The sequence below is a fragment of the Agrococcus casei LMG 22410 genome (assembly GCF_900163565.1).
Classification (GTDB): Bacteria; Actinomycetota; Actinomycetes; order Actinomycetales; family Microbacteriaceae; genus Agrococcus; species Agrococcus casei.
In genome coordinates this window covers 44,754-60,595 of the sequence record NZ_FUHU01000043.1, presented here as the reverse complement: position 1 = coordinate 60,595, position 15,842 = coordinate 44,754, and the positions used below count along the sequence as shown (strand labels likewise).

At 63.9% G+C, this 15,842-nt stretch carries 17 protein-coding genes and 1 tRNA gene; 13 read left to right on the top strand and 5 right to left on the bottom strand.

Translation table 11 applies throughout. From position 1 onward, the window contains the following. The first annotated feature begins 10 nt into the window (after positions 1-10). The 5 genes from CZ674_RS10730 to CZ674_RS10710 are packed head-to-tail and all read left to right on the top strand — an operon-like array spanning position 11 to position 4,673. Positions 11-1,060 (top strand): 3-isopropylmalate dehydrogenase, encoded by a 1,050-nt coding sequence (locus CZ674_RS10730; protein ID WP_086992522.1) that lies wholly within the window; start codon positions 11-13, stop codon positions 1,058-1,060. A gap of 17 nt (positions 1,061-1,077) precedes the next feature. Further along, entirely contained in the window at positions 1,078-2,172 is a 1,095-nt protein-coding gene (locus CZ674_RS10725) for a branched-chain amino acid aminotransferase (RefSeq protein ID WP_086992521.1), read from the top strand. Between the two features lie 5 nt (positions 2,173-2,177). Next, positions 2,178-2,936, top strand: a complete 759-nt coding sequence (locus tag CZ674_RS10720; RefSeq protein ID WP_086992520.1) for a fumarylacetoacetate hydrolase family protein — start codon at positions 2,178-2,180, stop codon at positions 2,934-2,936. Positions 2,937-2,949: 13 nt separating this feature from the next. Then, a complete protein-coding gene (locus tag CZ674_RS10715) occupies positions 2,950-3,924 on the top strand; it encodes a YeiH family protein (protein WP_086992519.1) in 975 nt (324 codons plus the stop codon). Between the two features lie 23 nt (positions 3,925-3,947). After that, positions 3,948-4,673 (top strand): GTP pyrophosphokinase, encoded by a 726-nt coding sequence (locus CZ674_RS10710; protein WP_086992518.1) that lies wholly within the window; start codon positions 3,948-3,950, stop codon positions 4,671-4,673. 11 nt (positions 4,674-4,684) lie between these two features. On the opposite strand, the gene CZ674_RS10705 is transcribed toward CZ674_RS10710, so the two are convergent. Continuing rightward, positions 4,685-6,019, bottom strand: coding sequence for an HNH endonuclease signature motif containing protein (locus CZ674_RS10705; protein WP_086992517.1), 1,335 nt, complete (start codon positions 6,017-6,019; stop codon positions 4,685-4,687). Positions 6,020-6,233: 214 nt separating this feature from the next. On the opposite strand from CZ674_RS10705, the gene CZ674_RS10700 reads away from it, so the two are divergent. Beyond that, the gene (locus tag CZ674_RS10700; RefSeq protein ID WP_086992516.1) at positions 6,234-6,524 is read left to right on the top strand and encodes a DUF4287 domain-containing protein; all 291 of its coding nucleotides are present in this window, start codon (positions 6,234-6,236) and stop codon (positions 6,522-6,524) included. 70 nt (positions 6,525-6,594) lie between these two features. On the opposite strand, the gene yczE is transcribed toward CZ674_RS10700, so the two are convergent. Then, on the bottom strand, positions 6,595-7,272 hold the full coding sequence (yczE, locus tag CZ674_RS10695) for a membrane protein YczE (protein WP_200810096.1): 678 nt from the start codon (positions 7,270-7,272) through the stop codon (positions 6,595-6,597). 40 nt (positions 7,273-7,312) lie between these two features. Here yczE and gltX point away from each other — a divergent pair, with 40 nt between their 5' ends. The 3 genes from gltX (at position 7,313) to CZ674_RS10680 (ending at position 10,093) form a co-directional block, all read left to right on the top strand. After that, on the top strand, positions 7,313-8,812 hold the full coding sequence (gene gltX, locus CZ674_RS10690; protein ID WP_086992515.1) for a glutamate--tRNA ligase: 1,500 nt from the start codon (positions 7,313-7,315) through the stop codon (positions 8,810-8,812). Next, positions 8,809-9,729: an NAD(P)/FAD-dependent oxidoreductase gene (locus CZ674_RS10685; RefSeq protein WP_086992514.1), complete on the top strand. Its 921-nt coding sequence runs from the start codon at positions 8,809-8,811 to the stop codon at positions 9,727-9,729. The genes gltX and CZ674_RS10685 overlap by 4 nt, the downstream gene beginning before the upstream one ends. Before the next feature lie 292 nt (positions 9,730-10,021). Further along, a tRNA-Gln gene (locus CZ674_RS10680) sits at positions 10,022-10,093 on the top strand. A 43-nt stretch (positions 10,094-10,136) separates the two neighbouring features. Here the strand turns inward: CZ674_RS10680 and CZ674_RS10675 are convergent. Then, positions 10,137-10,385 (bottom strand): DUF6458 family protein, encoded by a 249-nt coding sequence (locus tag CZ674_RS10675; RefSeq protein WP_086992513.1) that lies wholly within the window; start codon positions 10,383-10,385, stop codon positions 10,137-10,139. A gap of 199 nt (positions 10,386-10,584) precedes the next feature. Here CZ674_RS10675 and CZ674_RS10670 point away from each other — a divergent pair, with 199 nt between their 5' ends. Beyond that, complete coding sequence (locus CZ674_RS10670) at positions 10,585-10,962, top strand: hypothetical protein (RefSeq protein ID WP_200810095.1); 378 nt, start codon at positions 10,585-10,587, stop codon at positions 10,960-10,962. An 85-nt stretch (positions 10,963-11,047) separates the two neighbouring features. Here the strand turns inward: CZ674_RS10670 and CZ674_RS10665 are convergent, their stop codons facing one another. Further along, on the bottom strand, positions 11,048-11,614 hold the full coding sequence (locus tag CZ674_RS10665; RefSeq protein WP_086992512.1) for a suppressor of fused domain protein: 567 nt from the start codon (positions 11,612-11,614) through the stop codon (positions 11,048-11,050). A 308-nt stretch (positions 11,615-11,922) separates the two neighbouring features. Between CZ674_RS10665 and CZ674_RS10660 the strand changes: the two genes are divergently transcribed. The 3 genes from CZ674_RS10660 to CZ674_RS10650 all read left to right on the top strand — a co-directional run bounded on the left by CZ674_RS10660 (position 11,923) and on the right by CZ674_RS10650 (position 14,268). Continuing rightward, a complete protein-coding gene (locus CZ674_RS10660) occupies positions 11,923-12,765 on the top strand; it encodes a type IV toxin-antitoxin system AbiEi family antitoxin (protein ID WP_143244721.1) in 843 nt (280 codons plus the stop codon). Continuing rightward, positions 12,755-13,594, top strand: coding sequence for a hypothetical protein (locus CZ674_RS10655; protein WP_086992510.1), 840 nt, complete (start codon positions 12,755-12,757; stop codon positions 13,592-13,594). Before CZ674_RS10660 ends, CZ674_RS10655 begins: the two co-directional genes overlap by 11 nt. A 110-nt stretch (positions 13,595-13,704) precedes the next feature. Further along, a complete protein-coding gene (locus CZ674_RS10650; RefSeq protein WP_086992509.1) occupies positions 13,705-14,268 on the top strand; it encodes a CDP-alcohol phosphatidyltransferase family protein in 564 nt (187 codons plus the stop codon). Here the strand turns inward: CZ674_RS10650 and CZ674_RS10645 are convergent. After that, a complete protein-coding gene (locus tag CZ674_RS10645) occupies positions 14,251-15,819 on the bottom strand; it encodes a hypothetical protein (RefSeq protein ID WP_086992508.1) in 1,569 nt (522 codons plus the stop codon). The genes CZ674_RS10650 and CZ674_RS10645 overlap by 18 nt on opposite strands. Between the last annotated feature and the right edge of the window lie 23 nt (positions 15,820-15,842).

Here is a 15,842-nt window from a genome sequence, read left to right as displayed (position 1 = left end):
AGGAGGCGCCTTGTCAGAGAACGAACTCAACATCGCTGTTATCGGTGGCGACGGGATCGGACCCGAAGTCACCGCAGAGTCATTGAAGGTTCTGCGAGCAGCGCTACCTGCTGTCAACCTTACGGCCCGTGAGTTCAATTTGGGGGCTTCGCATTATCTCGAGACTGGCGAGATCCTCAGTGACGAGACGATAGCTGAGCTCTCTGGCTTTGATGCGATCGTGCTCGGAGCCGTCGGCGGAGACCCGGCTGACAAGCGCCTCGCTGGCGGACTCGTCGAGCGCGGCCTGCTTCTGAAGCTTCGCTTTGCGTTCGACCATGCGGTCAATCTGCGTCCGACGAAGCTGCACCCGGCTGTCGGCAGCCCGTTGTCGGCGCCTGGCGAGATCGACTTCGTTGTCGTTCGCGAGGGCACCGAGGGGCCGTATGTCGGCAACGGCGGAGTGCTGAAGCAGGGCACGCCGAACGAGATCGCGAATGAGCTGAGTGTCAACACTGCGGTCGGTGTCGAGCGAGTTGTGCGCAAGGCGTTCGAGCTCGCTGTCGAGCGTCGCGGCAAGCTGACGCTCGTGCACAAGAAGAACGTGCTCGTGCATGCGGGTGCGCTCTGGCAGCGCATCACCGACCAGGTTGCCGAGGAGTTTCCGTCGGTTGAGGTCGACTACCTGCATGTCGATGCTGCGACGATCTTCTTCGTCACTGACCCGTCGCGCTTTGACGTGATCGTCACAGACAACCTCTTCGGTGACATCCTCACCGACCTGGCGGGTGCTGTCGGAGGCGGCATCGGCCTCGCTGCTTCGGCGAACCTCAATGTCGACGGCAGCTTTCCGAGCATGTTCGAACCTGTGCACGGCTCGGCACCCGACATCGCCGGAACCGGCAAGGCCGACCCGTCGGCTGCGATTCTGTCGGTTGCACTGCTGGCAGAGCACCTGGGCCATGCAGACGCTGCTGCGCGCATCCGTGCGGCTGTCGACACTGAGGTCACGAACCGCACAGAAGCACTTTCCACCGCTGAGATCGGCGACGCTGTCGTTGCCCTGCTCGGCCAGAACTGACAGATAGGAAGCTCCAGATGACACTGGAATTCACGACCACCCCGTCTGAGAACACGGCGACCGCCGAGCAGCTCGCTGGCATCTTCGAGAACCCGGGCTTTGGCCGATTCTTCACCGATCACATGGTCACGATCGACTGGACGAGCGATGCAGGCTGGTTCGATGCCCGTGTCGAGCCGTATGGGCCGATCGCCATCGACCCGGCGCATGCGGTGCTGCACTATGGCCAGGAGATCTTCGAGGGCCTCAAGGCATACCGTCACGCTGACGGCTCTGTGTGGCTCTTCCGCCCTGACCAGAATGCTGCTCGTCTGCAGCGCTCTGCTGCCCGCATGGCGCTGCCTGAGGTGCCGGCAGAAGCGTTCATCGAGGCATGCCGCAGGCTGGTCGAGATCGACGAGCACTGGGTGCCCTCGGGTGCTGAGCAGTCGCTCTACCTGCGTCCGTTCGAGTTCGGCAACGAGGTCTTCCTCGGTGTTCGTGCGGCTGAGTCGGCGCGATTCATGGTGATTGCGAGCCCGGTTGGCGCATACTTTGCCGATGGTGTGAAGCCGGTGCGCATCTGGCTGAGCGAGCACCACAACCGTGCTGGCAAGGGTGGCACGGGTGCTGCCAAGACTGGCGGCAACTACGCATCAAGCCTGCTGCCCACACAGGAGGCATTTGCCAACGGCTGCTCGCAGGTGCTGTTCCTGTCGTCGCTCGGCGATGGCCTCATCGAAGAGCTCGGTGGCATGAACCTCGTGCTCGTTCGCGGTGACGGCACGCTGATCACGCCCCAGTCAGACACGATTCTCGATGGCGTCACGCGCAACTCGCTGCTTGAGCTTGCCAAGAGCATGGGCTTCAAGGTCGAGCACCGACCGGTGTCGATCGACGAGTGGCGCGAGGGTGTTGCAGACGGCTCGATCACTGAGGCGTTTGCCTGTGGCACTGCAGCTGTGATCACGCCGATCAACGAGATCGTCTCTGCTGGCGGATCGTTTGGCTGGCCCGACTCTGAGCCGGGCAAGGTCACGATGCAGCTGCGCCAGGCGCTCAACGACATCCAGTGGGGTCGGGCTGAAGACCCGTTCGGCTGGATGGTGCAGGTCACCGACGCTAAGGAGTAGTCCGCATGCAGATCGCAAGGTTTGTCTCTGACAGTCAGATTCGCTACGGCATTCTCGACGGCGAAGAGCTGGCTGTTCTGACCGGTGACCCGATGTATGCCGGGTTCGACCCGACGGGGGAGCGCGTTGCAGTGGCGGATGCGCAGCTGCTGGCGCCGGTCATTCCGCGTTCGAAGGTGGTCGGCATCGGACGCAACTACCGTGACCACGCAGCTGAGCTGGGCAACGATGTGCCTGAGGAGCCGCTCGTCTTTCTGAAGCCGAACACTTCGGTCATCGGGCCGGGAGATGCGATCGTCTACCCGCCGACGACGTCGAACCTGCACTTCGAGGGCGAGATCGCGCTGGTCATGGGCAAGGTTGCGCGCAATGTCGCTGCTGCCGATGCGCTGAGTCATGTGTTCGGCATTACGGCTGCCAACGATGTGACGGCGCGTGATCTGCAGAAGTCGGATCCCCAGTGGACGCGTGGCAAGGGCTTCGACACGTTCTGCCCGCTCGGGCCTGTCATTCAGACTGAGTTCGATGCCGATGCGATTGGTGTGCGAACGCTGCTCGACGGCGAAGTCGTGCAGGATGGAACATCTGCCGATCTCGTGTTCGATTTCGGATCGCTGATCGAGTTCGTGTCGTCGTTCACGACGCTGCTGCCGGGTGATGTGATTCTCACGGGCACTCCTGCCGGTGTCGGTGCGATGCAGAAGGGCCAGACGGTGACGGTCGAAGTCGAAGGAGTGGGCACGCTCTCGAACACGGTTCAGTGAGCAGCGCCTCGCGGTGAAGACATTTCTGGGTCTGCTCGTTGCCGTTGCCGGCGCGGGCGTTGCGTTTCTGATCTCATTCGGACTCGAGGGTGTCGGCGTCTCGGTTCCGGCGCTGTCGATCTGTGTCGGTGTGGGGCTGGTGCTGAGTCTGGTCGGTGTCGGCGGCCGCAGCGGGCTGCAGTCGGGTCTCGACTTTGCGGGCAAGCACGTCATGCGAGCCGGAATTGTGCTGCTCGGGCTGTCGATCAGCTTCGTGCACATCATCAGTCTCGGACTGCCGATGATCATTGCGATTGTCGGGCTGCTGGTCGTGTCGTTTCTCTTCACGTTCTTCATGGCGCGCATCGTGGGTCTGCCTGGCCAGCAGCCGCTGCTGATGGCGGCGGGGTTCTCGATCTGCGGTGCATCTGCGATCGGTGCTGTCGGACAGGCGAGTGGCGCGCCGCAGCGTGACCAGGGAGTGCCAGTTGCCCTCGTCACCCTCTTCGGAACCGTCGCAATCGTCGCGCTGCCGCTGCTGGCGGTACCGCTGCATGTCGATGGCAACGACTTCGGAATCTGGGCAGGTGCTGCGGTGCATGATGTCGGCCAGGTTGTGGCGACTGCCTCGATTGCGGGGCCGGCGGTGCTTGCGACGGCCGTGGTCGTGAAGCTCGTGCGAGTGCTGTGCCTGGCTCCGATGGTCGCAGTCGTCTCGGGCATCGGCCGTCGTCGCGGTGGCGGAGGCAAGCGCCCTCCGATTGTGCCGCTGTTCATCATCGGGTTCATTGTGCTTGCGGCTGTGCGCACGTGGGTGCCGGTTCCGGATGCGGTGCTCAGCTGGGTGGGCACGGCACAGCATGCACTGCTCGGGGTTGCACTCGTGGGTCTGCTTGCGAAGGTGCGGCTGCGTGAGTTCGGCGGCCAGGGATGGCGCAGCATCGTGGTTGCGCTTGCAGCAAGTGCATTCATAGCAATCGGAGCGCTGCTCATGATCAACTCGCTATGAGCACACTCTAGGATTCGAGGACTATGGACGACCAGACTGACGTCGCTCGGCTGCAGGGCATGCTGCTCGAGCAGTTTCGCGAAGAGGCGGATGCCGAGCAGCAGCTCGTGCAGATCCGCACGCTCATGGCTGACCTGCGCAAGCTGTTTCTCTACTACGAGTTCGGCATCGAAGAGGTCTCGACCAAGATCGAGATTCTGCGCAAGGAGTTCGAGCAGATTCACGACTACAGCCCCATCGAGCACGTTCGGGGAAGGCTGAAGTCGCACGAGAGTGTCTTCAGAAAGGCATTGAAGTGCGGATGTGCGCTCACGGTCGACAGCATCCGTGGAGAGATCACCGATATCGCGGGCATTCGAATCACCTGCAGCTTCGTCTCTGACGTGTACTGGATGGCCGAGATGCTGTCGAAGCAGCCCGACGTGACGGTGCTGCAGACGAAGGACTACATCGCAGAGCCCAAGGAGAACGGCTACCGGTCGCTGCATCTCATTGTGCAGATTCCGGTGTTCTTGTCGACGCACACCGAGTATGTGCCGGTCGAGCTGCAGATTCGCACGATTGCGATGGACTTCTGGGCGAGCATCGAGCACAAGCTTCGCTACAAGTACGACAGCGAGCTGCCCGAGCACCTTGCCGAGCAGATCTCTGACTCTGCTCGCGTCGCTGCTGAGCTCGACCAGCGGATGGGCCTGCTTCGCGACGAGGTGCGGCCCTCGCCCAACGGGGGCAGCGACTTGCGTCACTGACGCGCTGCTGTTCACCGGCGCATCCGTCTGGTCACCCTGAAGTCGCCCGTCTTCGGGTCGTGAACGATCTGCAGGCGATCGCGGTGCACTTCGTGGTGGTGGAAGTTGCAGAGGGGCACTCCGTTGTCGATGTCGGTGCGTCCGCCGTCTTGCCAGTGCTGCACATGATGGATCTCGGCCCAGTTGCCGGGTATGTCACATGATGGTGCCTGGCATGTTCGATACTTCGCGGTGATTGCTCTTCGCTGATCTGGAGTGAAGAGCCTCTGGCTTCGACCGAGCTTGAGCACGTGGCCGCTGTCGTCGGTGATCGCTGTCTGAATGGCTCCGTCGCAGACGATGCGAGCTGCTTCGGCAGCCGGCACGACCTCTTGTGTGCGGTCGAGGTGAGCGACGGCGGGGGAGCCCTTTGCGTGCTTCTCGAGCTCGCTTGCCTTGACGGTGACGAGCAGCGTCGGGGCGGCTCCGCCCTGGATCGACGTGTGCTTCGACTTTGCGACAACCTCGAATGCTCTGACGAATGCGTCAGCAGCCTTCTGCTTGCGCCGGCGGCCGTCGCGCGGCTCGAGGTCGTCGACTTCGTCGGCGTCGACGATGAGCACGCGGGGAGCGGCGTTGGCGTCGAGGTACTGAATCACGGCTGCTCCGAGGGCTGCGGGCAGCAGCGCGTGGATACTGACCATGCCGTCTTCGCGGATGAAGTACGAGCACTCGCGAAAGTCGTGCTGCTGGTCTTCTGTGAGCTGCACCGACTCGGGGTCTTCTTCGGCCAGCCATGAGCGGATGAGCGTTTTGAGGGCCTCTGGCTTGAGTGGCGCGTTGGTGTCGGCGCCGACAGCGAAGTCGGTTGCGAAGCCGTCCATGCGGCCGATCAGGTCGTCGCCGCATCCGCGTCGGCGGCTGCGGTCGAGAAAGCGTGCGATCACGATGGCCTGCTTCGAAGAGACGGCGCCAGAGTCGACGGCGTCTGCGAGGGCCGGATACTCGCGTCGTTCGAGCAGTGCGGCAAGACGCACATAGGCATCGGCGTCTGACTTTCGCAGCCCGTGCTCGTGCTGCAGCAGGTCTGCGGTCGAGCTGTAGCCGCAGGACTTTGCGGCCTCGGTGCCCTGCACAGTGTCGAGCATCTGCGAGTACTTGCTCAGCAGTGCCTCATGCGTGAGGGAGATCTGGCCGATCGCGACGACCATGTCGAGGCGCTCGCGGTCGGAGGCCTCGTCGAACCGGTCGATGGCAGCGGTGTAGGCGCTTTCGAACACCTGGGCGGCCTGGCGCAGCGCAGCAGTCGCATCGGCGAGGGAGGCATCGTGCCGTGCCGCTGCAGGAACTGCCGCCAATGCGCCCATGTGCTCACCCCGATTCGTTTGCTAGTACACAGTTTCCCATATTCTGAGGGTGCGTGCAACCTCCTGAGTCGCGTATTCTCAAGTGTGTTCAAGCTTTACTAGAACGTTAGTACTATAAATAACCCAAGCGGGCCATTGCCAACGTCGCGTCCGCGGCGTACGCTCCAAAAACGAGGCGACATCCGTCTCGAACGCGGCCGCAGAGGAGCCAGCCATGTCATTCCAGGCCTACTTGGATGCCGTCGAAGACAAGACCGGGCTGACGCCGAGGCAGCTCGTCGACATCGCGAATGAGCGCGGCTACGCTGCAGACGGCGTGAAGGCGGGCGAGATCCTCGAATGGCTGAAGGCTGACTACGGCCTCGGCCGCGGGCACGGCATGGCGCTCGTGCACGTGATCAAGAAGGGGCCGAAGATCGACGCGAAGCACGTCGGGTCAGGCGGCTCGCACAGCGACGAGTCAGACACGCTCTGGCTCGATGGCAAGGCGACCAAACCAGCCTGACCGAGCCAAGCAAGGCCTGACCGAATCAACCTGACCAAGCAAACCCAGCTTGCCCAAGCCACCCGCGACCTCAGGCCGCCTCTGGCTCCTCGCCCAGCCGTCGCCGGTCCCGCGCGGCGTGAGCGCGCATCCATTTCTGCCACCAGGGGAGGAACATCTGAATCAGCGGTCCGATCGCCAGTGCGAACACGACCGTGCCGAACCAGACTGGTCCGCCGAGCGCGAATCCGATGATGACGACCGTGATCTCGAGCAGCGTGCGAACGACCCACAGCGGCCACTTCGTGACGCGGGTGAGGCCGGTCATCAGACCGTCGCGAGGTCCGGGCCCGTAGCCGGCGCTGACGTACATCGCCGTCGCCCACGCGAGCAGCACCATGCCGAACAGAAACTGCAGCCACGCCAGCCACCAGGCGTCGGGCGTAACGGTGAACCAGCGGCCGACATCAGCCCAGAGGCCGACGGTCAGCCCGTTCAGCAGCGAACCCAGGCCGAATTTCTGGCGCAGCGGCAGCCACAGCACGAGCACGACCACCGAGATGAGCACCGAGGCGACGCCGAACGAGAACGGAGTGTGCATTGCGACGCCGAGACCCAAGACATCCCAAGGCGAAGCGCCGATGTCGGCATCGACCATGAACGAGATCGCGAAGCCGTAGAGCATGAGCCCGATCTGCAGCACGACGAGCCTGAACGCGATGTTTCGCCAGCTTGTTCCGGTGACCGGAATCCAGAGGCGTTTGAACACCTCTTGATGCTAGTCCTATGGGAATAGACTCATAGGCATCATGAGCGTGCCTTTTTCTTCTGCAACCGGTTCCGATGTCGTCGTTCGCTTCTGCCCGTCGCCTACCGGAACACCACACGTCGGCCTGATCCGCACCGCCCTCTTCAACTGGGCGTATGCGCGGCACACGGGCGGAAAGATGGTGTTCCGAATCGAAGACACCGACGCCGCCCGCGACAGTCAGGAGTCGTACGAGCAGCTGCTCGAGGCGATGCAGTGGCTCGGCATCGACTGGGACGAGGGCGTCGAGACGGGTGGACCCAATGCGCCCTACCGTCAGAGCGAGCGCGGTGACATTTACCAGGAGGTCATCGAGAAGCTCAAGGCCACTGGCCATCTCTACGAGTCGTTCATCACGGGCGAGGAGATGGAAGAGCGCAACAAGGCTGCCGGCCGCGACCCGCGCCAGGGCTACGACAACCACGAGCGTGACCTCACCGACGAGCAGCGTGAAGCGTTCAAGGCCGAGGGCCGTCAGCCGAGCCTGCGACTGCGCGTGCCTGACGAAGACCTCTCGTTCACCGACCTCGTGCGCGGTGAGATCACATTCCCGGCCGGGTCATTCACCGACTTCGTCGTAGTTCGTCCGAACGGTGCTCCGCTCTACACGTTCGTCAATCCTGTTGACGACGCGCTCATGGGCGTCACGCACGTGCTGCGCGGCGAAGACCTGCTCTCGTCGACGCCGCGTCAGATCGCGCTCTACCGCGCACTGGCAGAGGCCGGTGTGGTCACAGAGATCCCGCAGTTCGGCCACCTGCCCTACGTCATGGGCGACGGCAACAAGAAGCTCTCGAAGCGCGACCCGCAGTCGAACCTCTTTCTGCTGCGCGAGGCCGGGTTCATCCCCGAGGGCCTGCTCAACTACCTCTCGCTGCTCGGCTGGGCCATCGCATCCGACCGTGACGTCTTCACTCGCGACGAGCTGATCGCCGCGTTCGACGTCGCAGACGTCAACCCCAACCCCTCGCGATTTGACGCGAAGAAGGCCGAGTCGATCAACGGCGACCACGTGCGCATGCTCGCAGCCGACGACTTCGCCGAGCGCCTCGTGCCGTACCTGAAGGGCGTGTTCGGCGGCGAGCCCGACGAGCAGCAGCGCGCACTGCTGGCCAAGGCGGCGCCGCTCGTGCAGGAGCGCATGCAGCTGATCGGCCAGGCAGAGGACATGATGGGCTTCCTGTTCGTCACGGCCGAAGACGTCGAGTACGACATGCCGACCGTCGAGAAGCTCGGGGCGGATGCCGAGGGCATCCTGGCAGGGTCGATCAGGGTTCTCGAAGAGCTCGAGGAGTTCGAGCAGTTCGAGACCGGGTCGATCGAGGCTGCGCTTCGCGGACTGCTGATCGACGAGATGGAGCTCAAGCCGCGCGTCGCCTTCACGGCGCTGCGCGTTGCTGTGACAGGCCGCAAGGTCTCGCCGCCCCTCTTCGAATCCATGGAGCTGCTCGGCCGCGACGAGACTGTCGCGCGCATCCGCCGACTGATGGAGAAGCTGTGACTGAAGTGCTCGACGCCGTCGTGATCGGTGCGGGGCCGGGCGGCCTCGCAGCAACGCTCGGGCTCGCCCGCATGCGCCGCACGGTGATGCTGCTCGACTCGAACCGTCCGCGTCACGCGGCGACGCTCGTGTCGCACGGCTACCTCACCCGCGACGGCATCTCGCCGCTCGAGCTGCGCAAGCTCGGCCGCGAAGAAGTGCTGGCGTATCCGCATGTGCAGTACGAGCGCACGATCGTCACCTCGGTGTCACCGCTGCCAGACGGCAACTTCATCGTCGTCGCGCGCAAGCCCGGCTCGCAGGAGCAGAGCGAGTGGCACGCGCGCACCGTGCTGATCGCGACGGGGCAGACCGAGACGCTGCCGGTGCAGGAGCACGTGCGCCCCTGGTACGGCACCAGCCTGCACTCGTGCATGGACTGCGACGGCTACGACAAGCGGGGCCAGGCGCTCGCGCTGATCGGCGAGACTGAAGACGTCGCCGACCGCGCACTGATCGTGCGGCAGTTCTCGCGAGACCTCAAGGTGTTCACGAATGGCTCGGGTGCGGTTTCGGTCGCCGACAACGACCAGCTGGCTCGGCTCGGAGTCGAGGTCTACGACTCGCCGATCGCGGGCATCGAAGGCGGACGCGACGGGATGCAGGCAGTGCTTCTCGAAGACGGATCGCGTCACGAGCGCACGGCAGGGTTCGTCAGGCCTGAATGGCACGCGACGCTAGGGTTCGCTGAGCGTCTCGGGCTTGAAGTCGACGAGCACGGGCTCGTCGAGGTCGACCGCAAACAGCGCACCAGCGTGCTCGGCGTGTACGCGGCAGGCGACATCACGCCTGGCTTCAGGCAGCTGCAGGTCGCTGCGGGGCAGGGCACGGTCGCTGCAAGCGTGATCAACCGCGACCTGATCGGGCGCGAGCTGTAGGGGCCGAGCTCTCTTCGGCGGTTGAGGTGCGGGGTTTCGTGACAGGCACGCGCTTCGCGGGTGCCTTCCTCAACCAGCGCGTGACTTCGGCGGTTGAGGTGCGGGGTTTCGTGACAGGCACGCGCTGCGCGGGTGCCTTCCTCAACCAGCGTGCGACTTCGGCGGTTGAGGTGCGCAGCGTGCAGCGCGGAGCCACGAAACCCCCGCCGATTCTTCTTCTGCGCGGTTTGGCGACTGGCGTGAATCTGCGCTAAGGTTGTCACTTGGTTCGCCGTGTATTCGGCAGACCTCTTGGGGTATGGTGTAATTGGCAACACAGCGGTTTCTGGTACCGCCATTCTTGGTTCGAGTCCAGGTACCCCAGCAAAAAGGCCCTCGCAGATGCGAGGGCTTTCTGCTTGCGCGGCCTAGATGTCGTCGCGCTGGTCGGTGCGCGTGATGCGCTCGCCCGTGACGTCGTCAACAGCGGTGCGCTGCGTCGTGGTGACGCTTCGGCGACGGAACAGCATCACGAGTCCGATGAGGAAGATGATGACGCCGGCGCCCATCAGGATGTAGCCGATCATGTTGATGTCGACGCCCTGCACGTCGATGTTGAGAGCCCAAACCAGAATGGCTCCGATGACGAACAGCGCAATGCCGAGTCCCATGCTCATGATGATTCCTTCCGCTACGACAGTGTGCAAATGGTGGTGCAAGCATAGCGGCGCCAAATATCGGTGCAAGGGGCTTGTGCAGAAGTGAAAACTCGGTGTCGAACCGGCGAATCCTCCGTGCGCCAGCGCTTCTGAAGCATGCTCGGTGAGATACTGCATGCGTCCCAGAATTGCCGCAATCCCGAGAGACCGCCAGCACGTGAACACAGCAGCGCACAGCCAGCCCGCTCTCGATCGAGGTCACTTGGTGACTGCCGAGCGCACGCTCATCGACATTCTGCGCGCCAGCGCTGCCGCGCATCCGGATGCCTCTGCGATCGACGACGGATCCGAGGCGCTCAGCTACGTCCAGCTGCTCGAGGCCGTCGACGCCAAGGCCGACGAGTTGCGCAGCAAGGGAGTGCGCCCAGGCGACCGGGACGAGCGCGCGAGGCTCGTGTTCGGCGAAGCGAAGGTTGCGGGCATCATCGGCAACGACGGCTGCGTCGCTTCGAACAAGGGCGAGTCTGACTCGCAGCCAGACACTGCTGACCCCACAGCTCGCGACGGGGTCGCAAGCGTCACCCTCGGTGGTTGAGGAGCTCGCGACGGAGTCGCAAGCGTCACGAAACCCCACGCAACCCGCACCCCGCCATCGGTGACGATCACGGCACCCGAAGTGCTCAACCCGCGACGGTGCTTTCGCGTTCGACATCGAGCAGCGCGTCAAGTGAGCCGGCGTGCTCGACGAGTGCTGCCCATCCGTGTTCCGTGACGAACTGCGCCTCGGCGTCGGTCAGGAGTCGCAGTGTGCGCACGTGTCCGACGAGTGATCCGTCGGGCTCGCGAACCTCGTCGAACTCGGCACCCCAGCGCGACCCGGTGGCGACGATGCTGTTGATTTGGGTGCCCGTCAGGAAGGGCTCGGGGTTGCGCCACGGCGACTCGACAGGGGGAGTGCGGCGGTTGGTGAAGATGTCGTTGCAGACGTGTTGCATGGCGATGACTGCCGCGCCGTCTTGGTCGGGGGCCACCTCGACGGCGAGCTCGACGTGGCTGCCGTCGTAGGTGGGCAGACGCGAGGCGCCTGCAGTCATGAGGGTGCGTGGCCCGTCGTTCACGGTGCCGGCTGCGACCATGATCGAGCCGCCGATGCGCTTCTCCTGCACCTGCAGCCCCTCGCCGAGGATGGTGAAGACGTGCTCGGGAAACGCATTGCTGCCGGGCGAGAGCGGTGACTGCTGTGACATGCGTCAACGGTAGCAACCGACTGCATCGCCACGGCAGTTTTCTCGAGATCCAGTGAATGGATAGTTTTCTTGAGAAAACCAGGTATTCGCCAGGTATAGTGAAAACCATGGATACTCGAGAAAACCCTGGATTGACTGTGCTTCGACAAGTCATTCCATCGACTATGCGCACAGAGGCGGTGGGCGGATCTCTGAGCATCATCGTGGGAGAGCACGAGCACATCCTCGCGCCGGTGTGGGTTGGCGAAGGGTACCCATCCGATGTGCAGAGGGCACTCCCCGGTATCCGGAGTGGGACAGCCGACGGCGTGACACCGGTTGTGACCGGTCGCCGGATTTCGATCGGATCTCGTCAGCTGCTTGATGACGAGGACGTCTCGTGGGCTGACTCGGCAGGGTTCGCGAGCATTCACACGGCGTCCGGATTTCTCCTTTCTCGACTTGAGCCGGCGAAGCGAAGAGCAGAGCGCAGACCCAGATGGAGCGCATCCGTTGCCGCTGCGGCCGAGGTGATTCTCGAGACGCACAGGCGTGAGGGAGCGGGCGCAAATGCACGCCTCGCAAGCATCGCTGAGATAGCCGACGCGGCGCGACTCTCCTACTCGAGCACAGCCAAGGCGCTGACTGACTTCGACGAAGCCGGCTACACCGAGAAAGTGGGCGCCTCGCGAGGGCCGACGGCGGGTCGAGCGCTGCGTGACCCAGGAGCGCTGCTCAGCGACTGGGCGGCTCGCCAGTCGATGAACGCTGGTGACCGGGTGCAGCTGCATGTGCCCTGGCGTGAACCCCAGCGTTCGCTTGAGTTGCTTAACGACGTCATCGGCGACTCCGAGTGGGCAGTTTCGGGTGCCGTCGCAGCGGAGCAGATCGCACCGTTTCTCACACAGACAGTCGACTTGAGGGCCTACATCGCGCAGGGTGAGCTGCACGAGATCCGACGGATGCTGACTGCGGTCCCCGACGTCAGAGAAGTTCGGTCGGGCGGTCGCATCATGCTGAAGACGGCGGAGCCGCATCTGTTCGCACTTGCTGAACGCAGCGGCGGGGTTCCGGTCGCGCCCGCGGTCAGAGTGTACGCAGACCTCGTGCACCGCGGTGGTCGCCTGGAAGAGGCGGCCGAGCATCTCAGGGAGGTCGCCATTGGCTTCTGAACCTCGGTCGAGAAACGCGCGCAATCGAGCTCAGGACGCGCTGGTTCGCTTCGCGCTGCTTGCTGGCGACCACGCAGAAGACTTCGTCGTCATCGGCGGACTCAACCCAGATTTTCTCGCACCGAACGCGCCCACGCCTCATATGGGCACGACCGATGTCGACCTCCTGTTTGAGCTTGGGTTCGTCTACGATCGCGACGAGCAGGACTTCGGCTGGCTCGACGAGCTCATCGCCGAGGCGAAGTTCTCAGAGGGCGAGGGCGCAGGCTGGCAGTGGCAAGCGGTGCTTGAGGGGTCGTGGGTGCGCATCGATCTGCTCTGTGATGTTGATGACAGCCCGGGGCAGACCATCGCATTGCCTGGTGCGACTCGTGTAGCGGCACAGAATCTGAAGGGCCCGATCGCGGCACTCGATCAGCCTGTGCGCCGCAGCATTGCGGTGCCGGAGTCGATGCGAGAGACGGATGTCGCCGCACCTGAGTTCGTGACCATGCGGTTTGCGACGCTCGGCGGTTATATCGTGGCCAAGGCCTCGGCATTGTCGTCGCGGAGCCTTTCGAAAGATGCGTACGATCTCGTATTCGTGCTGCTGTTCAGCCCAGGTGGCCCACGCGCAGCGGCGGAAGCAGCGCGGCAGCTGACGCTGCCCAAGCATCGCCGTCAACACCATGAGGCCACCCGAGCTGCAATCGCGCAACTTGACAGTCGTGTCTGGGTCGAGCGAGTGGTCGATCAGATGCTCGATGCTGGTGACGATTCCACGCCAGAGCAACTCCGTGAAGATGTTCAGTCCGGCGTCAGGACGTTCTTGCAGGCGTTTGATCAGTAGAGTTTCGTCAACCACTGAGGCTCGGGCGGCCCGTCGGTGCCGCTTGCCGTCTCTCGCGCATAGGCTGTATGCAGCATCCGCGCCGCCTGGCGCATGCAGAAGGAGCCAGCATGACTGAATCGCGGCCTGCGCGCAGCGACTGGCTCACCCTGCCGAATGCGATCACTGTTGCGCGTCTGCTGATCGTGGTGCCGATCGGCATCCTGCTGCTGCACGACGAGGCGCCGGTCTGGACTGCCGTGCTCGTGGCCCTGTTCGGCATGAGCGACTGGGTCGACGGCTTCATCGCCCGCAGGCTCGGGCAGACGTCGCGTGTGGGTGAGCTCATCGATCCGATCGCCGACCGCATCGGTGTCGTCGCCATCGCGGTGCTGCTGGTGATCAGCGGCCACCTGCCGCTCTGGATCGCTCTGCTCATCGCCGGCACCGACGTGCTGCTGTTCGTGTTCTGGCTCTTTCACCGCAACGCGAAGATTCCGCCGGTCACGATGGTCGGCAAGGTGCGCACTGCCGCGATCATGTTCGGGCTCGCGCTCATCGTCGTGGGTCGGATTCCCGAGAGCGATGTGCTGATGTTCATCGGTGTCGTGCTGACAGGGATCGGTGCTGTTCTGCATGTGCTCACCGGGTTCGGGTACGCGAGGGCGATCCTTCGCTCAGGACCCGGCGCCTGAGGCCTGCTGCGCCGCCTCTTTGAGGTGCAGGTAGCGGTCGACCAGAATCGGCACACCTGTGTGCTCCCACCAGCGCAGGTGCACCCGGCCGGCAGACATGCCTGATCCGGTGTCGAACTGCTCAACGTACACAGACTCTTCAGCGGCAGTCGCCACCAGCGGAAACTCCGTGCCGACCAGCTCGCTGATCGCATCTTGAACGAGTTTCTGCAGCTCGAAGATCATGGTCGGCATCGGCTCTGCGGCAAAGCGACGCTCGAGCGCTTGCCAGAGGTATGCGTCGCCGCGCAGCACGAAGCCGTGGGGCTGACGAGCGAAGAGCGAGCTGACCGTCGCCGCGTCGGGGCCCGCAGCGAACCGCCTGGGAAGAGCCGGGAATCCGAGCCGCCCCTGGTGCTGCTCGAGCTGGTACCGAGCACCCTCTCGATCGCGCTCGGCGTCGCGATACAGCGTCGCGGCCCGAGCGACATCGGCTTCGAACGCTTCTGGAATCGCGAGGGCAGCCCGCTCGGAATCGTCGAGGTGACGCAAGGTTCCATCGGCAGCTAGGGCCGAGCTGAGTGACGCTGATGGCCGAAAGCTCCACCATGCGAGAGACACCTGTCGATCGCGTGATTCATACCGCACCGCCGGAAGCGCCGACCCGTTCTCGGGCCATAGGGTCTCGTTGCTGTTGTAGCCGAACTGTTCGTACCGCAGGCTCCACCGCTTGCAGACTTCGGTGACATAGTTCGCGTAGTCGATGACGGGGCTGTGGCGTTCACCCAGCGCAAACCAGGTGGTGGTGAGCACGGCGATGCGCAGCTCGATTGCGGTTCGCTCGGTGTCGGAGTCGCGCTCGCGAACCAGCTCGTCGAACAGTTCTCGGGCGAATCGGCGGGATACCTCAGGCCATCTCTCGGCGGCAGTCTCGTCAAGCAGCACGGCATAGTCACCCTGCACGAAGACCTTGTCGGCCACGGCACGAATCGACCGCGGCACCTCTTGTTCGTAGACGGGCCACGGGGTGCGTCGCAGCATTCGAACGATGTGCCCGCGGCGGCGCTCCATCTCTGCACCAGAGGGGATGCGTGCCTCGAAGCCGGCCCGCTTCGCGGCGATCGCGCGTAGGCGTAGCTCTGCATCGTGCACGCTAGTGAACTGCTGAGACTCTGCGTCAACGTGCAGCACGATGGGCTCGTTCGACGTCGTCGCGGTCACCTCGACAGTGCGTGTTCCGTAGCGGCTGCTCTGCGCGCTCGTGGCCCGAAAAGTGCGGCTGTCGTCGGCGTTGATCTGCCAGTTGCCTTCGCGAAACACGCTGACGATGCGTCGCCCGATAAGCGGTGCTATGCGGGGGAGTGCCGCGCGCTCGCCGCTGGAGAGCAACTGGTCGCGCCTGCGAAAAGCGTCGTCGCCGAAGCACTCGAGCACCGCGGCGTCGGTCAGGGTTCCGAGGGGCCGGTCATGCACCCACAGCCACGTGCCGTCTTGCCACAGCAGCTCACTGACTGCGTACCGGCTGGTCATGATCGACAGCGGCGCGCCACCATGCCTGTCAGTCGGATCCATTCGCGGCTTCTTTCGTGAATCGA